The organism is Ureibacillus chungkukjangi (assembly GCF_044795995.1).
Classification (GTDB): domain Bacteria; phylum Bacillota; class Bacilli; order Bacillales_A; family Planococcaceae; genus Ureibacillus; species Ureibacillus chungkukjangi.
In genome coordinates this window covers 2,862,409-2,882,684 of record NZ_CP085009.1, presented here as the reverse complement: position 1 = coordinate 2,882,684, position 20,276 = coordinate 2,862,409, and the positions used below count along the sequence as shown (strand labels likewise).

The following is a 20,276-nucleotide window of genomic DNA, read 5'->3' as shown; positions in this document are numbered from 1 at the left end:
ACTCTACTCTGTTTTTTAGCTTTCGTCAATGAATGAGTTTTTGTGAAACTTTTCACAAAAAATTAGATAAAGATATTGTGAAACATCTCACAATAAGTTATACTCTTTATGGATAAATTGTGAACGATTTTTACTTAAACAATCGACATCAGATATAGGAGAGTATTTTATGAGAAAACTAGTTTTACTAGGTGGAGGTTACGGAAATATGCGTATTTTACTGCGCCTATTACCAAATAACTTTCCAGAAGATACAATGATAACTTTAGTTGATAGAACACCACACCATAGCTTAAAAACAGAGTTTTATGCATTAGCAGCAGGTACGACAACAGACAAAAATGTTCGTGTTAGTTTCCCAGAGCATGATCGCTTAAAACGAGTTTATGGTGAAATTACTAATATTGATCGCAAAGAAAAAGTTGTTTATCTAGAGGATGGCCAAACAATTTCTTATGATGACTTAGTAATTGGTCTTGGCTGTGAGGATGACTACCACAACGTACCAGGAGCACAAGAAAATAGCTATAGCATTCAAACAATCGCTAAATCACGCAAAACTTTTGAAAAGCTGTTAGGTCTGCCACCAGGCTCGGTTGTTGGTATCGTTGGAGCTGGATTAAGTGGAATTGAACTAGCAAGTGAATTACGTGAAAGTCGTTCAGATTTAAAAATTAAATTATTTGACCGTTCAGCACGTATTTTACGTGATTTCCCTGAGAAATTAAGTAACTATGTAAAAGATTGGTTTATCAAGCATGATGTTGAAGTAATTGCTGAGTCAAACATTACTAAAGTTGAACCAACGAAGCTCTACAATCATGAAGAAGTGATAGAAGTGGATGCTGTTGTTTGGACAGCTGGCGTTCAACCAGTTGAAATTGTACGCAATATGGATGCAGAAAAGGATCGCAAAGGTCGTCCAATCGTGAACCAATATTTCCACCTATTAGATGATGAGAATGTTTTCGTAGTTGGAGACTGTGCTTCATCGGACTTACCAGCAAGCGCCCAGCTAGCTGAAGAACAAGCGGAGCGTATTGTCAAAGTATTAAGTAAGCGTTGGAGAAACGAACCACTTCCTGAAAAAATGCCACCAATCAAGCTTAAAGGTTTCATGGGTTCTTTAGGGAAGAAACAAGGCTTTGTTCATTTAGCAGATACAACAGTAACAGGTCGTATTGCTCGTTTAATGAAATCAGGTCTACTTTGGATGTATAAACGCCAAAACGATTCTCAATAAGAACAAATAATTTTCAATTAACTGAAGCATAATAAAAAAATACAAAATCTCTATAAACTTGTTACATTAAAGCTTAACGAGCCTATAGAGATTTTGTTTAGTTAAGTAAGATTTTATTCAGTTGCTACAAATCCAAGTTTTTCTAATGTAGAGAAGATTGGTTGAATTTGAATATATCCTTCACCGATGACGTCACCGTTGATAAGAACCAGTGGATAAAAGAACTCATCATTTTGAATACGTTCTGCCCATTCCTTATCACGCTCGTTCTCTAAAGGCTGTTCAATATCGATATAGCGAATAGAAAACGAGTCCTTTGGGAATTTTCGACTGATTGCAGCCTGTAGCCATTCATATGTATCTTTTGAAGATGGAGCATTGACACAGCTAGCACAAATCACTTCGGCACCAAAAACTTCAATAATGGGATTATTTTCTTTCATAGAATCAACCTTTCATGAACTCAAATTATGGATTTTTTTCTTTCTTCACATTATAATTATTTTAATGAAAGGAGTCGAGGGAAATGACAGATTTAGAACAACAAAAAGAACAAGTACAAGAAGTTTTAGATAAATTACGTCCATTCTTACTACGCGATGGAGGAGACTGTGAATTAGTAGACGTTGAAGACGGTATCGTTCGTTTACGCCTATTAGGTGCATGCGGAAGCTGCCCAAGTTCTACAATCACTCTAAAAGCTGGTATCGAACGTGCACTATTAGAAGAAGTACCAGGAATCATCGAAGTAGAGCAAGTATTCTAATATAAAGAATATAATGAAACCCGATTCGGAAAACGGTGAAGTTTTCTGAATCGGGCTTTTTTTTTGTTGGTTTGACTGGTTGGGGAGGAGAGAGTAAATTTTAATGCGGTTGATGGGGGAGGAAGTGCAACGGAAGGGTAATCGAAGATCGAAACACCTTTCATGCAGGAGGTGAAACGTGAAGGGAGATTATGGTTAGTGTGAAATGCGTTTCATCGAAGGGATGAAGTGCATTGGAAGGGTAATCATAGCTTAGAACGCGTTCATGAAGGGAATGAAACGTGAAAGGAGACCTTGGTTAGTGAGTAATGAGTTCATAGAGGGGATGAAGTGTATCGGATGGATAATCGCAGCTCAAAACGCGTTTCATGAAGGGGACGAAACGCATCGGTAGTTTCAAATCAAAATAAAACAAACCCATCTCCAATCCATCATTAATTTCCTCCACAAAAAAATGCCTCAAAAGTTACTACTATAACTTTTAAGACATCTTATTTTAAACAGCCTCAGCTGCTCTAACTTTTTCACGCTCTTCTCGAACAAGCTGCCATTGTTCTTTAGCCATTTCGATTACTTTTGCTTCACCGCCAACACGTTGGTTCTCGATTATTTTAGAATAGTAGCGAGTTGCTAAATCCAAATCGCCAATTCTTCTGGAAAGCTCTGCGATCATATATATAACTCGCGTATCTGACATCTGGGTTGAGGCATAATCCTCAGTTGAGTAAGATTCAATATATTGATCGCGAGCGATTTTAAGGAATCGTTGTTCTTGGGTAACATTCTGAAGCTTGCGATAAATCCAGGCAATTCTTAATGTAAGTCCGGCAAGCGTGATGAATTTTTCTTTTTTGATTGACCCACAAACAAATGCTAATTTATAAGTTTCTAATGCCTCTGCAAGTGAGCGTTCATGGTTGTAGCTGCGTGGCACCCATTTTTTTGAAATCTGCTCTAGAATTTGTTCTTTAATACTAGGGCCAAAATATTTAGAAAAGTCTTCAGTAAAAGAAAAGCCACAATGCTCACAGACAAAAACATTGTAGTATAAAGCTGGCACAGATGTTTCAGAATAAGTTGGACAAAAATCAGTATCGGTACTTTCAACTTTAACTAGCTTAGAACGAATTTTCGTTGTAGTAAATGCTTTATTACAGCAGATACACTCAACTTTTTTCTCATAGAAAGGTGATAATTCCATATAGTTTGACCCCTCCCATTTATTTTATATTAAGACTATTATATCATCTGCATACTAGAAAGTAGTGAATAAATTGACCTATTTATGAGTTTGGTTAGTATTATTATAATGATAATGTATTGGGAATTATTGTGAATGCATATTGTAGCACTGAGTGCACATATCTTTATTTTTGTATTGCTCCTTGATATTATATAGGTAGAAGGAAGGTGAATGGGATGACAAGTGAAAAGAAGGTAATTAACTTATCTGAAGCTGCTTCAGTACGTGTGAAAGAAATGCAAAAGCATAATGAAGAAGAAGGCTCTTTTTTACGTGTAACAATCCATGGTGGAGGGTGTAGCGGTCTTTCATATGGCATGAATTTTGACCAGAGCCAAGGTGAAGATGATTATATAGATGAGCAACACGGTTTGAAAATTCTTGTTTCCCGTGAAGACGCACCAATCTTAATGGGTACGGAAATTGACTACAAACAATCGTTAATGGGTGGCGGTTTTACCATCAATAATCCAAATGCCATTGCTTCATGTGGCTGTGGTACTTCGTTTAGAACAGCTAAAGTTGAAGGTACGCCGGAGGTTTGTGAGTAATAATTTATCTTACTTTGAAATGTTCAATAGAATTATATCACCAAAAATTAGATAAATGAGATTTGAGTTAAGAGCCTCTTTGATTCGATGTTTTACGAAACGTTAGGAATTGAAAGGCTTTTTACTTTCTTGAAAGAAATAAATAGATTTAAAATGAAAATTTTATTATGAAAGTAGTAAAAAATAATGCCAATAAAAGTCGAAAGTATAGTCCTTGGTGGTCCGAATGCTGAATTATTCCCATCTTCAGTTAGTTCAAATTTGAATTTTGATGCACTCATTCTCAGTGGTAATAATGCTAAGGAGCTATCTGTAATAATTAAAAAGCATCTGGATACAACCTATGGCTTTATTAAACTCACTTATAATGAAGAAGAATTATTCAATGAGGATTTTCGGAATTACTTAGTTCTTAGATGGGTAATAACTATCGATTGGCTTGAGGAGTATATTAATAATGGTGAAGCAAAGATGATAGAGCCCGAGGGAATTTCGATTAAAAGAGCGTGTGGGAATTCAACTTTATTTATTAATAAAATTGATTCAAAAGAATTTATCTTACCAGAATTTGAATTTCTCGAAAGTACTTTAAAGTCAGGCAAATACTTCTTTGAATATTTTAAGAAGTTTACACAAACCTCAAACTATGAAAACTATTTATTAAAGATTAAAAAACTATTAAACTTAATCTAAATAAATTCAACCTTCTCAAAAGGCAATAACTCCCTTGCAGAAGGTTTTTTCATTTCTTAAACTCTCCTACTTAAGCGTATACTAACAATAACAGATAAATTAATAGAAACGAGGAGGAAGCAAATGAAAAAGGATCGTGGGAAGGTATGGCTTGGGGTTGCTGGAGTAGTCATTAATGGGGACGGCAAGTGGCTTGTGGTGAAGAAGACGTATAGTGGGCTTAAAGGCATATGGTCATTGCCTGCTGGTTTTGTACAGGTTGGGGAGACGGCAGATGAGGCAGTAGTGCGAGAGGTATTAGAAGAGACTGGGATACAATGTGAGGTGTCCGGCTTGATTGGTTTCCGTACGGGTGTTATTCGTGGGGAAATAAGTGATAATATGGCGATTTTCTATTGTATACCGACAGATGGAGAACAATTTATCAAAATACAAGAATCTGAAGTATCGGAAGCTTGCTGGCTATCTGTTGAAGAGCTTGTTGATAGTGGTGAGGCTTCTGTAATGCTGGAGGAAATGGCAAGCCATGAGTTGATTCATCATCAGCTCTTTAAAAAAGATGGCATCAATCCTGGCGATGTCTTTGAATATTCTTCTTATCGATTATTCTTTAATAAGTAGCAGCATTCACACCGATTCTGAGCATAGCAAAAGTTCAGAAGTTGTTCATATCTAGCTCTGTTGCAACTGTATTTATATTTGAAAGGAGGGCTTTTATCATGTAAACTAATGAGAGGAAAACGGAGGTTATACATAAAATGAGTGGTTCAGTATCGTTAGTCCAGTTAATCATCTCAGTCGTACTTTTCTTCGTCATGTTTTTTGGAATCGGTTTCTTATTAAACATGTTGCTACGTATGACTTGGTTAATGGCAATCGTTTACCCAATCGTGGTTATATTTATTATTGATGAAGTTAGCTTTTTAGATTATATTTTTAAAGCAAATACTGCTTTTCCAGCATTATTAGATAAGCTGCAAGCATTGCAGGTTGTAGATATCACAATTTTGATTGGTGGTTTTGCAGGGGCAATTGTTGCAGGTATTGTGATGATTTACCTTCGAAAAGCAGGATATCGTATGTTCTAACAAAAAAACTGACGCCAATTCGGGTCAGTTTTTTTTGTACATAAAATTATTAGAACAAATTATAAAATAGAACAGATACTAAGATTCCAGTTAAAGCGCCCATGAAAACTTCACTCGGCTTATGTCCTAATAATGTTTTTAACTCTTTTATTTTCTCATCTTCATTTTTTTCTGGCCAATGCTTTACTTCGTTGAAAAAGACTGTTAACTCATTTCGTATACGATTGATAATTACTGCATGCTGCCCAGCTTGCCAACGTACACCAGTGGCATCATACATAACTATCGCAGCAAACATTGCAGCTACTGCAAAGATTGGGGAGTCCATTCCAGTTTCAAAGCCTACTGCTGTAGCGAGACTTGTCACTGCTGCCGAATGAGAACTTGGCATTCCACCAGTTGAGGTCATTAAAGACCAATCTAACTTTTTTGTCGCAATTAAATGAATAGGGACTTTTATAAATTGCGCAAATAGTATTGAAAAAATGGATAAAAGTATTGGTGTATTTTGAAGGAGTGCCAAAACTAACAATCCCTACCTTTCTTATCTTTGTCTAAAGTATAGCATATCCGAACGATGTAATTTCAACATATACCAATTCGTAATTTGAAATATTCGAAAATTAGGTATATCTTTACTATAATGAATATAGATACATTCATACCCAATTTGGGAAAGTAGTACATATAAAGTAGCGGTAAAAATGGAGGAATTTTAAAAATGAAAATTGTAAAAGAAGCAAAAACCTTTAATCAGGTAAATACCGAAGTACTTATCGTAGGGGTACAGAAAAATTGTGATCACATTGAAGGGTGGAAGGATTTCGTTTCGTTCTACGGTGAAAGTGTTGAAGACTGGATTCGTACATGTGATATCGACACAGATCGAAAGAAATTAACGAAGCTTCCTTATACAGGTCAAAATGGTCAGCTGAAGCGTGTTTTATTCGTTGGATTAGGTGATACAAAAACATTAACTGAAAATGAACTAAGAGAGACTTTTGGGATTGTTGGGAAGCAACTACGAGCTTTAAAAGTAAATGAAGTTTCTATTTGGTTAGAATCCTTCACAGCAAACCCAATTGATGAGGAGACGATTGCCTTTTTATTTGCTGAAGGAGCTGGTCTAGGATTCTATCAAACACCTAACTATAAAACAACATCCAATGAAGTTGATGTATATATGGATACAGTACATTTTGTAACAAATGGAGATATTGATGAGATTGCGGCAGCTTATGAGGTTGGTAAAATCTATGCAGAATCTGTAAACGAAGCACGTAACTTAGTAAATTTACCTCCAAACTTATTAACAGCAACTGAGCTTGGCAATTATGCTGAAAAATTAGCAAAACAATATGATTTTGAGATTGAAATCCTAACAAAAACTGAACTAGAAGAGCTTGGTATGGGCGGGATCTTAAGCGTCAATAAAGGGTCTGTTGAAGAGCCTCGTCTAATCACGATTAAATACCAAGCAACTGAAAAATGGGAAGATGTTATTGGTCTAGTTGGGAAGGGTGTAACCTACGATACAGGTGGTTATTCTATTAAAACGAAAACTGGTATGGTTGGTATGAAAGGCGATATGGGGGGAGCAGCAGCTGTCCTGGGAGCTATGAAAATTATTGGGGAAGTACGACCAAATAAAAACGTTGTAGCCGTTATCGGATCAACTGATAACATGATTTCTGGTGAAGCCTTTAAACCAGATGATGTCATTACAATGTATAGTGGCAAAACAGTGGAAGTATTAAATACTGATGCAGAAGGGCGCCTTGTACTGGCAGATGCTGTGACATATGCAAAGCAGCAGGGAGCTAACTACTTAATAGATGTAGCTACTTTGACAGGTGGGGTTATCACAGCGCTAGGATTCGATAAAACAGGATCTCTAACAAATAATGAAGAGTTCTTCGATGCATTCATCGAATCTAGCATTGAGACTGGTGAATTTGTTTGGGGAATGCCTTTAACAGAAAAAGATAAAAAGCGCATTCGCAAATCAGATGTAGCTGATTTAAATAACTCACCGGGCAGTGATGGTCATATGATTTTTGGTGGTGGCTTTGTCGGTGAATTCGTAGAGGAAACACCATGGATTCATCTAGATATTGCTGGAACTTCAAATGCTTCAAATGCGCATGATTTAGGGCCAAAGGGAGCGACAGGTGTGATGGTAAGAACTCTCGCAACGTTTGTAGAACGATTAGGCGAACAAAACAATTAAATATCTTACTTTTTGAGAACTTTAAGTCTAGTGGGCATATAGCATACCTTACTTTTCATTTCTAACATAAGTTATTAATGAAAAGGAGGTAGATGTTATTGGTAAATTATTATGGTGGTTATGGTGGATATGGCGGTGGATTTTCTGAGTTTGGATATCCATTTCTAGGCGGATTCTTAGGTGGTTTACTTGGTAACGTAATCGTTCCTGATAATAGAGGCTTCGGTAGACCTTATCCTTATCAGCCGTATCCATACTATGGATACCCAAGATTCCCACAAAGACGCGGTCCTTACAGAAGACACTGGTAAATAAAAAGAAGTGCGAACCTAAAAATTCGCACTTCTTTTTCATTCTATTTAATATTCTGTTCTTTTTTCATACGTTCAATTTCAGGCTTCAAGTCGTCTCGTACTGTTCCAGCCCACGGTTTAACTCCAGCTATATAAGAGGAGCGGCTCATAATATGTCCACCTACAGGACCTGTTATAAACAGGAATAATACCCCTAATAGAATCGTCGGGTTAAAATGATTTTCCATTAACCAGAAGTGGAAGAAAACACCGAGCAATATAGACATAACACCTAATGTAGCACTTTTAGAGGCTGCATGCGCGCGCGTATAAAGATCTGGTAAGCGAAACAAGCCAATAGCAGCTACAACGAGGAATAGTACCCCTAAACTGATAAAGAAAATAATTAAGATATTAGCGAGAATTGTCACGGGTAATAATATCTCCTTTCTCTATATATTTAGAGAAGGCAATTGTACCGATGAAAGATAGGATCGCCAACAGTAAAATTATGTCTAAAAAGAAACTTGTATCAACGATGATTGAAAACAAACCAACTAAACAGATTAGAGCAACACCAATTGCATCTAATGCCACAACGCGATCAGAAGGGGTCGGGCCCTTCACAAGACGATACACCAGGCCAACGATGGATAAGACAATAATAATAATTGCTACCCAAATAAAAGTTGTCATGAACGGCTCACCTCCAATATCGCTTTTTCGAATGTATTTTTAATAGAATCAATTGTTTCATCAATATCATTACTATCAAGTACATGGATATATAATGATTTTGAATCATCTGAAACATGGACAACTACAGTACCAGGAGTAAGGGTAATCAAGCTTGAAAGCAAAGTAATCTCCCAATCCTCTGTTAACTTTGTATCGTATTTAAAGAAAGCTGGCTGTAATTCTAGTCTTGGTCTCAGTACTAAAACTAAAACAGAAACATTTGCTAAGATTAACTCCTTTATAAAGAGGAAGGATAGCTTAATAACAGACCAAACTCGGTCAATATAGAGTCTAGATTTAAAGAATTTGCGGAAAGCGATAATGAGCGCTAGTCCTAACAAGAAACCAATTATAAAGCGAGACAAGGAATAATTAGAGGATAAAAACATCCATAAAAAAGCTAAAAATAGATTTAGTAAGATTTGAAAGGACATTTATTCTCCTCCTTTCATAACTGCATCAGTATAAATAGATGGATCCATTAAAATTTTAGCTGCATCACTCATAAATGGATTTAGCCATTCTGCACCGATACCATAGAAAATCGAAAGAATTACTAAAAGCATTGTTGGAATAAACATACGATTATACTTTCTTTTTTGTACGTCAGTAGAAAGCTGTCCTTGCTCTCCCCAGAAAGCATAGATAAAGATACGCATAACAGATAGAAGTACAATAATACTGGATGCTAATACTACTAAGGTAGACCATGTGTTACCAGCTATAAACCCACCTTGAATAATAAGTAGTTTTCCTACAAATCCACTTAAGGGAGGTACCCCTACTAAACCAAAGCCAGCTATTAAGAAGAACCAGCCTAGTGTAGGATAAGTTTGAATTAGACCACCCATTTTTCGTAAATTAGACGTACCGGTTACATAAATCACAATGCCTATTAACATAAATAATGCAGCTTTAATAATCATGTCATGGATTAGATAAACAAATGCTCCTTGTAAAGCTACTTCGTTCATCTGAGCTACACCGAATAGAATAACACCAACTGCAATGATGATATTGTAAATAATAATTTGTTTCACATCGAAGTGAGCAAGTGCTCCAATACATCCAGCTATTATAGTAACAACAGCTAAGATGAGTAGTAACTCATGTGTATAGGATAAGTCATGTGTAAAGAATAACGTGTATGTACGTGTAATAGCATAAACACCGACTTTAGTTAGTAAAGCACCAAATAACGCAAGAACCGGAATAGGTGGTGCAGAGTAAGCGCTTGGTAACCAGAAGTATAACGGGAAAATCGCAGCCTTCATACCGAACACTAACAAGAATAAAACAGCAATCACAGTAATAATCCCTGGTTGGTTTATTTCAGCAATCTTAAGTGAAATATCTGCCATACTTAGCGTACCTACAACTGAGTAGAGGTAAGCAACTGCTACTACAAATAGTGCAGACGAGATCACATTCACTAAAATATATTTAATGGATTCACGAAGCTGTGCTTTCTCTCCACCAAGTACAATCAATAAATAAGAAGCCATTAATAATACTTCAAAGAATACGAATAAGTTGAATATATCCCCCGTAGTAAAGGCTCCGTTTACCCCTGTGATAATAAACATAATCCCAGGATAATAGAAGAATTGCTCACGTTCTTTTCCGATAGAGCCAAATCCATACCATACTATGAAGAGAGAAATTACTAAGGTTGTTAGCATTAGAACTGAAGCAACCATATCTCCCATCATTGTAATACCAAAAGGTGCTGGCCAATTTCCGAGAGTGACGGTTTGAGGACCGTCCATATAAACATTTGATACAAGACCAATTGCACAAATGATAGAAATTACAAGCCCTAATAAAGTTGTAATACGTTGATAAGCAATATTCTTCTGCCCGAACAGCAATAGCATGGCGAAGAAAAAGGGAATAATTATAGGCAGTAAAAGAAAGTTACTCATTTTCTTCACTTCCTCTCATTAACGACATATCATCTGTTTTTAGTTCAGAATATGCACGGTAGGCAAGAACTAAGAAAAAGGCTGTAACACCGAAACTAATAACAATAGCTGTTAAGATTAACGCTTGTGGAAGCGGATCGGCGAAATCTGTTACACCATCACTTAAAACAGGTGGGACAGTACCTTTGAAGCTTCCCATTGTTAAAATCAGTAAATGTGCACCGTGACTCAATAATCCAGTTCCAATAATAATTCGGAGAAGACTACGAGAGAGTATTAAGTAAACAGCAGCCATAAATAGAAATCCACAAACAAATGCCATAACTATCTCCATTATTCATCCTCCCCAATCGTTTGAATAATGGTCATCGTCACACCAACAACAACCAAATATACACCTAAATCAAATAAAGCTGCGGTATGAAGAGATGTTTTTCCTAAAATAGGTAAATTGAAATAATCGTAGTAATGTGTGAAAAATGGTTTACCAGTAAACATGGAAAATGCAGCTGTACCTAATGCAAGAATTAAACCGATTGCAACCATATTAATATAATTGATCGGCAGAATCGTTTGAACCGTTTTTAAGTCAAATGCAATAATTAGTAGAACAATCGCACTTGCTGTTACTAAGCCCCCAACAAAACCTCCACCAGGCGTATAGTGACCAGCAAAGAATAAGTGAACGGCGAAGAAGAAAATTATGAAAAAGACAAGTTTAGCAGTAAACTGCATAATTACATCATTTGTTTTCATAGTTTATCTCCTTTCGTGCTCAAGCGAAGCTTAATCATTGCAAAGATACCAATACCGGCAATGGCTAAAACAGCAACCTCAAATAATGTATCGAATCCGCGGTAATCCACTAAAATTACATTTACAATATTTCCTCCACCTGCTAAGGAATACACTGTTTCTTTATAGTACTCAGAAATAGAACCGATAAATTTTTGAGAATGAGCTGAAAGAGCAACAAGCGTTACCATTACACCAACTGCTATAGATACAAACGCTCTACTAAATCTAAAACGAGTTCGTTCCTCCTCCTTCCTGTACTGAGGAAGGTGATAGAAAGCAAGTAAGAATAGTGCTACTGAAATCGTTTCAATTACTAATTGTGTAAGTGCTAAATCTGGTGCGTTAAACATTACGAAGAACAGCGAAACAGTGTATCCCACTAATCCTAATGCAACAATTGAAGTAATTCTCGATTTTGCAAACACAGTTGTAATTGTACCTACAACTAAAACAAGAATTACGATAATCTGATGTGGACGTATTGGTGAAGCATCTTCAAAGCTTACTCTAAATGCATCCTGAATAAATAAAGTTGCAATAACTATGATGGCAATTGACCCGAGCATATAGCTTAAATAACGTCGGATTGATCCAGTCATATATTGCCCAGATAAGCGTGCAACCCATTTGTCAAATAACTCATAGATAACAAAGTCATATAAATTGTTCAAGGTTAATTTTGAAGGGAATAGATTGTACATTTTTTGCCATTTAGCTAGCGTTAAGTATAATACCAGTCCTAAAGCAATGATACCAAATGTCATATATAATTCTGTTGTAATTTCTCCATGCCATGCAGCTACATGGATATTAATCTGTTCTGGACTACTGTATAGGAAAGGCTGAATAGCCATTACTGCTGGTTTAATGAAAGTATCTGCAAGGATGTTTGGGATAAAGAATAATACAACTACTAAACCAGCTAAAATAACTGGTGAAATTAACATCCCCACAGGTGCTTCATGTGGTTTATGTGGTAATTCCTCGATATTTCCTTTTCCAGTAAATGTTTTAAATACAAAGTAGAAGCTGTAAATAAATGTAAATACACTAGCGATCCAAGCTATAATAGGGAATAAAATACCCCATGTTGAGAAATTAAATAAATCAAATTGGGCGATTGAGATCATGGCAGTTAAGAACATTTCTTTACTTAAGAATCCATTAAATGGAGGCAAGCCCGCCATTGAGAAGCTTCCTATAATAGCAACAGTAAAGCTGACTGGCATGATACTCATTAATCCACCTAGCTTTCGGATATCACGAGTACCAGTTTCATGGTCCACAATCCCCGCAATCATAAACAAGCTTCCTTTAAAGGTAGCATGATTTATAAGGTGGAAAATTGCTGCAAAGGCTGCATATTTAAAAATTGACGATTCTGCACCTTCTACATGATAAGCAATTGCTCCTACGCCAAGTAAAGACATAATTAGACCAAGCTGACTGACAGTTGAGAAGGCAAGAATCCCTTTTAAGTCTCGTTGCTTCAGTGCAAAGAAGGAGCCCCAGAATAATGTCAGTAAACCAGTAGCGCTTACTAACCAAACCCAAACCTCTGATTGGGCGAAAATAGGTGTGAAACGGGCTACTAGATAAATTCCAGCTTTAACCATTGTTGCTGAGTGAAGGTAGGCACTAACTGGTGTTGGCGCTTCCATTGCATCTGGTAACCAAATATAGAATGGGAATTGGGCTGATTTTGTAAATGCCCCGAGTAATATTAAAACAAGTGCAACTACAAATAGATCATTTGTTACAAGCTCTGGTGCTTGGGCAATCAATTCGCGAATAGAGAATGTATCTCCCATAATGGAGAGTAATACGAATCCCCCTAGCATCATCATCCCACCGGCTACTGTTATCATGGTAGATTTAAGTGCACCGAATCGAGACTTGTCACGGTTGTTCCAATAGCCAATTAATAAGAATGAGGAAATCGAAGTCAATTCCCAGAATAGATATAGCGTCATCATGTTGTCTGATTGAACGACACCAAGCATCGCACACATGAACATTAATAAGTAGATATAAAAGTTATGCAACTTCTCTCTAGTACGATCTAAATAGTAAATTGAATAAAGAACAACCAGTGCTCCAATCCCAGAGATGAGTAAAGAGAACAATAAGCTCAACCCATCGAGATAGGAAACGAACGATATTCCAAGTGATGGTATCCATTCTAACTGTTCAATGATTGTATCTCCTTTAGAGATAGCCGGTACAAAGGTAGCATAGTAAATAACAAGAAAGACTGGTACGACTAAAACAAACCATCCCGTATGTATTGAACTGATTTTCTTAAAGAAGAAAGGCATGAAAATTGCAGCTAGTAATGGAATGAAAATACAAAATACTTGAAACAAAAATAATCCCCCTTTCAAAAAAATAAAAAATATCAATGAATTATCTCGAATACTAAAGATTATAACATTTATTATCCCTGTTTTCACTTGGGTGAGAATAGTATGAACTTGATAACCTTATTATTTACCCGTTATTATAAATAGGTAGAAAAAATTTAGTTTAGAGGAAATTGTCATGAAAAATCCATATTTGTATGGTTATTTACCGTTATTTTCTGTAATTTTATTTAGTTTAACTTTCGGAATTTATTTGGTAGGAGAATCATTAGCATTTTTAACCTCTATCGGCGTATATGCGGGGATGCGGGAGTTTTTAACAGATTTAGAATTACGCCTTTTGTTATTAAGTGTATTTGCTCTTTGTTTTTTTATGCTATTTTCAGCATTGAAATTAATAGGAGAAACGATTCATGAAGTAGGAATGCTGTTTTTCTCAAAGCATAATAATGGGGAAATGATTAGTGCTGCTAGAGGAGGCTACCTCATCTTTTTCTTTGGGGCATTGCTTTCAGTATTTGGCATACAATCTATTCTTATCTTACTTAGTATTTTTGTAGTGACAATCTTTAGTTATTTTATTTATAACATATACAAGATGAGTCAGTTTTTATCATTAGGTGGAACTGTGGGTCTGATTTTTTTTGAAATTCTATTTTGGGCCATTTTTATCACATTCATTTGTTATGTTGTGTTGAAGCTTTATAATGGGGTATTAGCAAGCTTACCCTTTGGAAATTAAAAAAGAGGCACTGACTGTTAAAAGTCATGCCTCTTAATTCATTATTGTATTAAAAATTTTAAAATGGATTTTGTCATTCTGGAGAGATTGCATGGACGAAGGATTATCAAATCCGATCCAAACAGCAGTTGTGTATTCGTTAGTTAACCCTGCAATCCAAAAGTCTTTGTAATCATTGGTTGTTCCTGTTTTAGCCCCAATATAGGCAGAATTAGAAATGATTCCTCGTCCAGTCCCGCTTGTCACTACATCATGTAGTAATGAACGAATATTGCCTATTGTTTTACCAGTCCAAACGATTTCTTTGTCTGTTGGCCAGCTATAAAGAACATGTCCACCTGCATCGGTAATACTTCGAATACTTCTGGCTTTCATATAACTTCCATCTATAAAGCTTGTATAGGCGTCAGCCAGCTCCAATGCAGTTACACCATAATTAAGACCCCCTAATCCTGCTGCAAAGGTCTTATCCTGTGGAACTAGTGATTGAAAATTAAATTTATCGACAAATTGAAAGGCATTATCCAAACCGATTTCATTTAACAGACGAACAGCTGAAGTATTATAGCTGTGCTTAAAGGCAGTCGAAATCGACACATTCCCATAAATACCACCACCATAATTTTGAGGGCAGAAATTGTCGACACAAAAACTACTGCCACTAACAATCGAGCTTGGTGAATAGTTGGTTGTTTCAAAAAGCGGTGCATAAACTATTATTGGTTTAAAGGCAGAGCCTGGTTGACGAACTGCCTGGTAAGCCCGATGGAAGTCGAATTTTTTATAGTTTTTTCCACCATAAACACTAACAATTTCCCTCGTTGAATTATCTATAACTACTGAGCTGCTTTGTAAATTACCATTCCCTAGAATCGCATCGATTTTTTGTTCATCCTGTCGCTGTTTTTCCGGGTCTAATGCAGTGTGTATCGAGATACCTGATTGTAGTAATTGCTGAACCTTTGCATCAATCTGTTCCTCGATTATTTTCTTTTCATCATCAGTTTGTGCAGCCTTAAGCTGGTCTGTATAGCCTTCAGCTGAAGCAACTAGATCCTCTAATTCTGCAAGTACAAATGTACTATAAGCAGGCTGCTGTTGTTTTTTTACCTTCAAATTCAAAATAATTTGCTCTTGTTTATATAAGGCAGCTTCTTCTACAGTAAGTATCTTATTTTCAGCTAAAATATCTAATAACCGTTCTTGTCTTGCTTTCGTATTATCAAATTTCTTTATAGGATCATATAGAGAAGGATTGTTTGGAATCGCTGCAATAAATGCCATTTGAGCAATTGTTAGCTCTTCTAACGGTTTTTGGAAATAATAGGTTGCAGCTGCACTGATTCCGTATACCTGATTGCTAAAATAGATTTCATTTAAATACATTTCTAGAATTTCTTCTTTATTGTATAGTTGTTCAAGCTCATAAGCATAAAATAACTCGGTTAATTTACGTTCATAGGTTTGTTCAACTGATAGATAGCGCATACGAACCAGCTGCTGTGTGATTGTACTGCCGCCTTGTTCGATGGAGCCTTGAGAATTTACTACGACTGCACGTGCGAGGGCACTTACATTAAAGCCGATATGTGTGTAAAACTCTTTATCTTCACTTAGTAGATAGATTTGTTTAATAATTTCTGGTACATCCTCTAATGGAACCTGCTGTCTCCATTCCACATATTCCTCACTAAATATATTTCCATTTCGATCTAACATCGTAACAGGAAGTGGATTTGCTTGTTCTGGCGGCTTGATATTATGTTGAATCGTATTCTCATATTCTTTCGCTGAGGTAAATTCATCTATAATTTTAGTACCAAGTAGTAATAGCAATGGAAAGCAGCAAAGGATTAGTAAGAAACCTACTATTTGTTTCATTTAATTCCTCCAAAAATGCGAGCATAACAAAAGATAGAATATCATAGTTTCAAATAAAAAAGGAGGAGGCTACTAGAATTAGTAGATCCCCTTCCTATTATATCGAGCTTAAATATGACTTTTTAAAACATCCTCAAAATATTTTTTTGGTAGTTTTTGAATAATGAAAATGACAATTGCTGCAATAAGAAATAGTAGTCCGGTCGAGTAAAACACAGCTGAAATACCGGCAAATCCACTTATAAAGCCACCTAGCACAGGACCTATAATATTCCCTAAAAAACGAAAAGATTGGTTATAGCCCATGACTTCACCTTGAATCGCTACAGGTGCTTCACGTCTTATAAGTGCTGTGACAATAGGAATTAATCCTCCAGAAAAGATACCGAGCAAGAATCTTAAGACAATAAGCTGCCAAAGGGAAGTTACAAAGGCTTGCGGTATTATGAAGAAAACACTGATAAATAACAGTGACATCAAGACTTTTTCGTAGCCAATATTATCAGCGAGCTTCCCAAAAAATCGTCCAATTAAGATATTTCCAACCCCAGCTGCACTAAAGGTAATACCAGCAAGCATTGCTACTTGCTCTGAGGTAGTTAAATGAGAAACATATAGAGATAATAGCGGCTGAATGCTGAAATTTCCAATTTGAATTAAAGAAGCAACAAGCATTGTGCTCAGAATTAGTGGGTGATGGAACAAAGCCCAAAGAATATTTTTTGTTGAATAGAGTACGCTTTTCTCTTTTTGAATAATTTCTGGCTCATGAATGCCAAAAATAATGATGATGGCTGCAATTGTAATTGCAATAGAGGTATAAATAAACGTAAAGTTAAATCCAATTGCATCTGCTAAGGATCCTCCGATGACAGGACCAAATAAAGAACCGCCAACACTACCAATTTGGAGTGTCCCAAGTGTTTTTCCCGCAATATTTTTAGGTGTATGCTTACTGATGAATGCCATAGATGTGGGTATAAAGCCTGTAACAATTCCCATAAATAGGCGCAGGATGAAAAACTGTATAACATTTTCTACATAACCCATCAAAAAGATGCTTAGAGCAATGCCGAAACAGTTAATGATCATAATTGGTTTGTAGCCGTATTTATCGGCAATTCGCCCCCAAATCGGCGACATGATAAACGCTGTAACAAATGTGGCTGCAAAGATTAAGCCAGCCCATTTTTGTACATAGCTCTCAGGAAAATCTCCGAAGGTTTCAATGTAAAGAGACAAAAAGGGCATAATCATCGTCATAGAGCTTGCTACGATGAAATTTGATACTAAAATAATAATAAAATTGTGCTTTCGGTTATTCACTTCAATCACATTCTTCCTAGCCGTTGTTTTCCAAATTTGAAATGAATTTCAAGATTGGTTTTTTTCTTGTTGGTAAGTATAACTTATTTCGTAACTCGAAGAAAGTCCTAAAAGTAAATTAGCGGCAAATTTAAAAGTTCTATGTTAAACTGTAACGAGGTGTCAAAAGGTAATCTTCTATTTAAAGATATACCCAAAACTAACATTTTTAATAAGGAGCGAATTATAATGTTTCCACAATTAACTAAAGAATTAAATCCAGGTGAAGTATTAGTAGAAATGAATACAACTTTAGGTGCAGTTAAAATCAAGTTATTCCCTGAGCATGCACCAAAAACTGTTGAAAACTTTTTAGGACATGCTAAATCAGGTTATTATAACGGTATTATTTTCCACCGTGTTATTACTGATTTCATGATTCAAGGTGGAGATCCAACTGGTACTGGTATGGGTGGACAATCAATTTGGGGCGACTCTTTTGAAGATGAATTTAACGAGAACTTATTTAACCTTCGTGGGGCTCTTTCAATGGCAAACGCTGGTCCAAATACAAACGGCTCTCAATTCTTCATCGTTCAAATGGAACATACGCCAAATAATATGATTGCACAATTAGAGCAAGCAAAATATCCAGCAGAAATTATCGAAGCTTATGCTAAAAACGGTGGTACACCATGGTTAGACTTCAAACATACAGTATTTGGACATGTTGTTGAAGGCATGGACATTGTTGACAATATTGCGAACGTTGAAAAGGATATGCGCGATAAGCCATTAGAAGATGTTAAAATAGAGTCGATTACTATTATCGAATAACTATTAGAAAGAAGAGTGAAAAATGAGTATCCTTTACGCAGGATTTCTATATTTTCCAGAGGATAAATCATCATATATTCCAGCTGCATTAGAGTTTTTAGCAATCTTTATTTTGTGTGTGTTCGTATTTAGATTAGTGAAGCGTTTATCTAAAAAAGAAGAGCAAAAAACAAAAGCTCTAGAAGAATATGTTTTAACTAAACAACAAGGCACCCAGGATAAAGATACTCAATTACGAAAATAAGGCTGTTTATTTTCTAACTAAATAAAGAGAAGACAAATCCGTCATAAAAAAACCAAAATTTCGCATTTTGGTTTTTTTTATTTTTTATTTTATTAATAAAGTAATGTGATTGTTAAAGTAAATCCAGCACAGCAAAGTAGGATACCTTCCATACAATTATTGCTATATGATTTTATTTATTCCTGAATTTTACATTATCGCACTATATGATTGTATACCATTTATTCAAAAAATGTAAAAAAAAGTTTGACTATTGCGACTTATTGTAATAATCTTTAGTCAAATGGTATACCATCATTACTAGGGGGGAATAAAATGAAAAAGTTCAGTTTGTTATTAATGTTTATTTTACTTTGCATTTTATCGGCTTGTTCTAATGGAAATGAAAACGCTTTATCGGGGGGTAAAGGGGAAGCGGCTACAATTGATACTACTTTAGATTTTGAAAAACAATTTACCATTTTAGTGCATACCACTGCGGGAGGACCAACAGACTTAATGGCTCGTGAATTAGCAAAAGCTGCTGAAGAAGTTACGGGAGGCACATTTATTGTTGAAAACCGCCCAGGGGGAAGTGGTGCAGTACAAATGGCAGAAATAGCTAACGCAAAAGCAGATGGTTATACATTAGGTGCAATGACACCTAGTCAAATCGGGCTAATAGAAGGCACTTTAAAGAATCAATACGATTTAGAGGATTTTTCTTGGATATCACAAGGTCAAATAGATCCTTATGTAATTGCGGTTCATAAGGATAGTCCATTTAATACGCTAGAAGAATTAGTGAATTATGCAAAAGAGAATCCAGGGAAATTAACAGTAGGTGGTTATGGTGCAATTGGCTCCGGTCATAATGTTGCATGGAATATTTTTAGTGAATCAGCTCAAGTAGAAACTGTATGGACTGCCTATGAAAGTACAGGAGATGCAGTAACAGCTATTTTAGGAAAACATATTGATGTAGCAAATTCAAATCCGGGGCAAGTTTCTCAATACTATGAATCTGGGGATTTGAAAATATTAGGAGTAATGAGTGAAGAAAGATTAGAAGACTTACCAGATGTGCCAACATATAAGGAAGCAGGATTTGATGTAGATACGAGCTGGGCGCAATTTAGAGGAGTTTATGGACCTTCGGGGATTGATGAAGCTATTTTACAAGAGCTAAGCTCGATATTTGAAAAAGCAATTGCTACTGAGGGCTATCAAACATATCTGAAAAACTCACAAATGCTAACAGGTGATATGGATTATAAGGAGTTCACTGATTATGTTAATAATCAATCAAAGATAATGGTAAATTGGTATGAAAAATTAGGAGTTGAATAGGGAGGCT

24 protein-coding genes are annotated in these 20,276 nt (G+C 35.9%); 12 read left to right on the top strand and 12 right to left on the bottom strand.

Features of this window, described 5'->3' with window-relative positions:
• The first annotated feature begins 169 nt into the window (after positions 1 to 169).
• Positions 170 to 1,243 carry an NAD(P)/FAD-dependent oxidoreductase gene (locus tag LG296_RS14370; RefSeq protein ID WP_107936881.1) on the top strand — a complete coding sequence of 358 codons (1,074 nt, stop codon included), beginning with the start codon at positions 170 to 172 and terminating at the stop codon, positions 1,241 to 1,243.
• A 113-nt stretch (positions 1,244 to 1,356) separates the two neighbouring features.
• Here LG296_RS14370 and LG296_RS14365 read toward each other — a convergent pair whose 3' ends face one another.
• The gene (locus LG296_RS14365; RefSeq protein ID WP_107936879.1) at positions 1,357 to 1,686 is read right to left on the bottom strand and encodes a YuzD family protein; all 330 of its coding nucleotides are present in this window, start codon (positions 1,684 to 1,686) and stop codon (positions 1,357 to 1,359) included.
• A gap of 83 nt (positions 1,687 to 1,769) precedes the next feature.
• Here LG296_RS14365 and LG296_RS14360 point away from each other — a divergent pair, with 83 nt between their 5' ends.
• Positions 1,770 to 2,009, top strand: a complete 240-nt coding sequence (locus tag LG296_RS14360; RefSeq protein WP_107936877.1) for a NifU family protein — start codon at positions 1,770 to 1,772, stop codon at positions 2,007 to 2,009.
• A gap of 496 nt (positions 2,010 to 2,505) precedes the next feature.
• On the opposite strand, the gene LG296_RS14355 is transcribed toward LG296_RS14360, so the two are convergent.
• Positions 2,506 to 3,210 carry a DUF2225 domain-containing protein gene (locus tag LG296_RS14355; RefSeq protein WP_107936875.1) on the bottom strand — a complete coding sequence of 235 codons (705 nt, stop codon included), beginning with the start codon at positions 3,208 to 3,210 and terminating at the stop codon, positions 2,506 to 2,508.
• 218 nt (positions 3,211 to 3,428) lie between these two features.
• Between LG296_RS14355 and LG296_RS14350 the strand changes: the two genes are divergently transcribed.
• The 4 genes from LG296_RS14350 to LG296_RS14335 all read left to right on the top strand — a co-directional run bounded on the left by LG296_RS14350 (position 3,429) and on the right by LG296_RS14335 (position 5,584).
• On the top strand, positions 3,429 to 3,803 hold the full coding sequence (locus LG296_RS14350; RefSeq protein ID WP_107936873.1) for an iron-sulfur cluster assembly accessory protein: 375 nt from the start codon (positions 3,429 to 3,431) through the stop codon (positions 3,801 to 3,803).
• Between the two features lie 186 nt (positions 3,804 to 3,989).
• Positions 3,990 to 4,496, top strand: coding sequence for a hypothetical protein (locus LG296_RS14345; RefSeq protein ID WP_107936871.1), 507 nt, complete (start codon positions 3,990 to 3,992; stop codon positions 4,494 to 4,496).
• A gap of 123 nt (positions 4,497 to 4,619) precedes the next feature.
• The gene (locus tag LG296_RS14340; RefSeq protein ID WP_107936869.1) at positions 4,620 to 5,117 is read left to right on the top strand and encodes an NUDIX domain-containing protein; all 498 of its coding nucleotides are present in this window, start codon (positions 4,620 to 4,622) and stop codon (positions 5,115 to 5,117) included.
• Between the two features lie 137 nt (positions 5,118 to 5,254).
• Positions 5,255 to 5,584 carry a YuiB family protein gene (locus LG296_RS14335; protein ID WP_107936867.1) on the top strand — a complete coding sequence of 110 codons (330 nt, stop codon included), beginning with the start codon at positions 5,255 to 5,257 and terminating at the stop codon, positions 5,582 to 5,584.
• A gap of 49 nt (positions 5,585 to 5,633) precedes the next feature.
• On the opposite strand, the gene LG296_RS14330 is transcribed toward LG296_RS14335, so the two are convergent.
• Positions 5,634 to 6,107, bottom strand: a complete 474-nt coding sequence (locus tag LG296_RS14330) for a divergent PAP2 family protein (protein ID WP_107936865.1) — start codon at positions 6,105 to 6,107, stop codon at positions 5,634 to 5,636.
• 198 nt (positions 6,108 to 6,305) lie between these two features.
• Here LG296_RS14330 and LG296_RS14325 point away from each other — a divergent pair, with 198 nt between their 5' ends.
• Positions 6,306 to 7,814 (top strand): leucyl aminopeptidase, encoded by a 1,509-nt coding sequence (locus LG296_RS14325; RefSeq protein WP_107936863.1) that lies wholly within the window; start codon positions 6,306 to 6,308, stop codon positions 7,812 to 7,814.
• 98 nt (positions 7,815 to 7,912) lie between these two features.
• Complete coding sequence (locus LG296_RS14320) at positions 7,913 to 8,125, top strand: hypothetical protein (RefSeq protein WP_235867683.1); 213 nt, start codon at positions 7,913 to 7,915, stop codon at positions 8,123 to 8,125.
• A 44-nt stretch (positions 8,126 to 8,169) separates the two neighbouring features.
• Here the strand turns inward: LG296_RS14320 and mnhG are convergent, their stop codons facing one another.
• The 7 genes from mnhG to LG296_RS14285 are packed head-to-tail and all read right to left on the bottom strand — an operon-like array spanning position 8,170 to position 13,886.
• A complete protein-coding gene (gene mnhG / locus LG296_RS14315; protein ID WP_107936859.1) occupies positions 8,170 to 8,538 on the bottom strand; it encodes a monovalent cation/H(+) antiporter subunit G in 369 nt (122 codons plus the stop codon).
• Complete coding sequence (locus LG296_RS14310) at positions 8,522 to 8,803, bottom strand: Na(+)/H(+) antiporter subunit F1 (protein WP_107936857.1); 282 nt, start codon at positions 8,801 to 8,803, stop codon at positions 8,522 to 8,524. Before LG296_RS14310 ends, mnhG begins: the two co-directional genes overlap by 17 nt.
• Positions 8,800 to 9,279: a Na+/H+ antiporter subunit E gene (locus LG296_RS14305; RefSeq protein ID WP_107936855.1), complete on the bottom strand. Its 480-nt coding sequence runs from the start codon at positions 9,277 to 9,279 to the stop codon at positions 8,800 to 8,802. Before LG296_RS14305 ends, LG296_RS14310 begins: the two co-directional genes overlap by 4 nt.
• Positions 9,280 to 10,770, bottom strand: a complete 1,491-nt coding sequence (locus LG296_RS14300) for a Na+/H+ antiporter subunit D (RefSeq protein WP_107936852.1) — start codon at positions 10,768 to 10,770, stop codon at positions 9,280 to 9,282.
• A complete protein-coding gene (locus LG296_RS14295) occupies positions 10,763 to 11,104 on the bottom strand; it encodes a Na(+)/H(+) antiporter subunit C (protein WP_107936850.1) in 342 nt (113 codons plus the stop codon). Before LG296_RS14295 ends, LG296_RS14300 begins: the two co-directional genes overlap by 8 nt.
• Complete coding sequence (locus tag LG296_RS14290) at positions 11,104 to 11,526, bottom strand: Na(+)/H(+) antiporter subunit B (RefSeq protein WP_107936848.1); 423 nt, start codon at positions 11,524 to 11,526, stop codon at positions 11,104 to 11,106. The genes LG296_RS14295 and LG296_RS14290 overlap by 1 nt, the downstream gene beginning before the upstream one ends.
• On the bottom strand, positions 11,523 to 13,886 hold the full coding sequence (locus tag LG296_RS14285; protein ID WP_235867685.1) for a Na+/H+ antiporter subunit A: 2,364 nt from the start codon (positions 13,884 to 13,886) through the stop codon (positions 11,523 to 11,525). Before LG296_RS14285 ends, LG296_RS14290 begins: the two co-directional genes overlap by 4 nt.
• A 223-nt stretch (positions 13,887 to 14,109) precedes the next feature.
• Between LG296_RS14285 and LG296_RS14280 the strand changes: the two genes are divergently transcribed.
• Positions 14,110 to 14,673 carry a DUF5366 family protein gene (locus tag LG296_RS14280; RefSeq protein ID WP_107936844.1) on the top strand — a complete coding sequence of 188 codons (564 nt, stop codon included), beginning with the start codon at positions 14,110 to 14,112 and terminating at the stop codon, positions 14,671 to 14,673.
• Between the two features lie 33 nt (positions 14,674 to 14,706).
• Here the strand turns inward: LG296_RS14280 and LG296_RS14275 are convergent, their stop codons facing one another.
• A complete protein-coding gene (locus LG296_RS14275; RefSeq protein WP_107936842.1) occupies positions 14,707 to 16,554 on the bottom strand; it encodes a transglycosylase domain-containing protein in 1,848 nt (615 codons plus the stop codon).
• A 108-nt stretch (positions 16,555 to 16,662) separates the two neighbouring features.
• A complete protein-coding gene (locus tag LG296_RS14270; RefSeq protein ID WP_107936896.1) occupies positions 16,663 to 17,880 on the bottom strand; it encodes an MFS transporter in 1,218 nt (405 codons plus the stop codon).
• Positions 17,881 to 18,108: 228 nt separating this feature from the next.
• On the opposite strand from LG296_RS14270, the gene LG296_RS14265 reads away from it, so the two are divergent.
• The 3 genes from LG296_RS14265 (at position 18,109) to LG296_RS14255 (ending at position 20,269) form a co-directional block, all read left to right on the top strand.
• Positions 18,109 to 18,696 carry a peptidylprolyl isomerase gene (locus LG296_RS14265; protein ID WP_107936840.1) on the top strand — a complete coding sequence of 196 codons (588 nt, stop codon included), beginning with the start codon at positions 18,109 to 18,111 and terminating at the stop codon, positions 18,694 to 18,696.
• A 22-nt stretch (positions 18,697 to 18,718) separates the two neighbouring features.
• Entirely contained in the window at positions 18,719 to 18,940 is a 222-nt protein-coding gene (locus tag LG296_RS14260; protein ID WP_107936838.1) for a hypothetical protein, read from the top strand.
• Positions 18,941 to 19,255: 315 nt separating this feature from the next.
• Positions 19,256 to 20,269: a tripartite tricarboxylate transporter substrate binding protein gene (locus tag LG296_RS14255; RefSeq protein WP_107936837.1), complete on the top strand. Its 1,014-nt coding sequence runs from the start codon at positions 19,256 to 19,258 to the stop codon at positions 20,267 to 20,269.
• Positions 20,270 to 20,276: the final 7 nt, after the last annotated feature.

Excerpts from the sequence above, each read along its gene's own strand:
- LG296_RS14370 (WP_107936881.1), top strand. The coding sequence starts at position 170 with ATGAGAAAACTAGTTTTACTAGGTGGAGGTTACGGAAATATGCGTATT.
- LG296_RS14365 (WP_107936879.1), bottom strand. The coding sequence starts at position 1,686 with ATGAAAGAAAATAATCCCATTATTGAAGTTTTTGGTGCCGAAGTGATT.
- LG296_RS14360 (WP_107936877.1), top strand. The coding sequence starts at position 1,770 with ATGACAGATTTAGAACAACAAAAAGAACAAGTACAAGAAGTTTTAGAT.
- LG296_RS14355 (WP_107936875.1), bottom strand. The coding sequence starts at position 3,210 with ATGGAATTATCACCTTTCTATGAGAAAAAAGTTGAGTGTATCTGCTGT.
- LG296_RS14350 (WP_107936873.1), top strand. The coding sequence starts at position 3,429 with ATGACAAGTGAAAAGAAGGTAATTAACTTATCTGAAGCTGCTTCAGTA.
- LG296_RS14345 (WP_107936871.1), top strand. The coding sequence starts at position 3,990 with ATGCCAATAAAAGTCGAAAGTATAGTCCTTGGTGGTCCGAATGCTGAA.
- LG296_RS14340 (WP_107936869.1), top strand. The coding sequence starts at position 4,620 with ATGAAAAAGGATCGTGGGAAGGTATGGCTTGGGGTTGCTGGAGTAGTC.
- LG296_RS14335 (WP_107936867.1), top strand. The coding sequence starts at position 5,255 with ATGAGTGGTTCAGTATCGTTAGTCCAGTTAATCATCTCAGTCGTACTT.
- LG296_RS14325 (WP_107936863.1), top strand. The coding sequence starts at position 6,306 with ATGAAAATTGTAAAAGAAGCAAAAACCTTTAATCAGGTAAATACCGAA.
- LG296_RS14310 (WP_107936857.1), bottom strand. The coding sequence starts at position 8,803 with ATGACAACTTTTATTTGGGTAGCAATTATTATTATTGTCTTATCCATC.
- LG296_RS14305 (WP_107936855.1), bottom strand. The coding sequence starts at position 9,279 with ATGTCCTTTCAAATCTTACTAAATCTATTTTTAGCTTTTTTATGGATG.
- LG296_RS14300 (WP_107936852.1), bottom strand. The coding sequence starts at position 10,770 with ATGAGTAACTTTCTTTTACTGCCTATAATTATTCCCTTTTTCTTCGCC.
- LG296_RS14295 (WP_107936850.1), bottom strand. The coding sequence starts at position 11,104 with ATGGAGATAGTTATGGCATTTGTTTGTGGATTTCTATTTATGGCTGCT.
- LG296_RS14290 (WP_107936848.1), bottom strand. The coding sequence starts at position 11,526 with ATGAAAACAAATGATGTAATTATGCAGTTTACTGCTAAACTTGTCTTT.
- LG296_RS14285 (WP_235867685.1), bottom strand. The coding sequence starts at position 13,886 with ATGCCTTTCTTCTTTAAGAAAATCAGTTCAATACATACGGGATGGTTT.
- LG296_RS14280 (WP_107936844.1), top strand. The coding sequence starts at position 14,110 with ATGAAAAATCCATATTTGTATGGTTATTTACCGTTATTTTCTGTAATT.
- LG296_RS14275 (WP_107936842.1), bottom strand. The coding sequence starts at position 16,554 with ATGAAACAAATAGTAGGTTTCTTACTAATCCTTTGCTGCTTTCCATTG.
- LG296_RS14265 (WP_107936840.1), top strand. The coding sequence starts at position 18,109 with ATGTTTCCACAATTAACTAAAGAATTAAATCCAGGTGAAGTATTAGTA.
- LG296_RS14260 (WP_107936838.1), top strand. The coding sequence starts at position 18,719 with ATGAGTATCCTTTACGCAGGATTTCTATATTTTCCAGAGGATAAATCA.
- LG296_RS14255 (WP_107936837.1), top strand. The coding sequence starts at position 19,256 with ATGAAAAAGTTCAGTTTGTTATTAATGTTTATTTTACTTTGCATTTTA.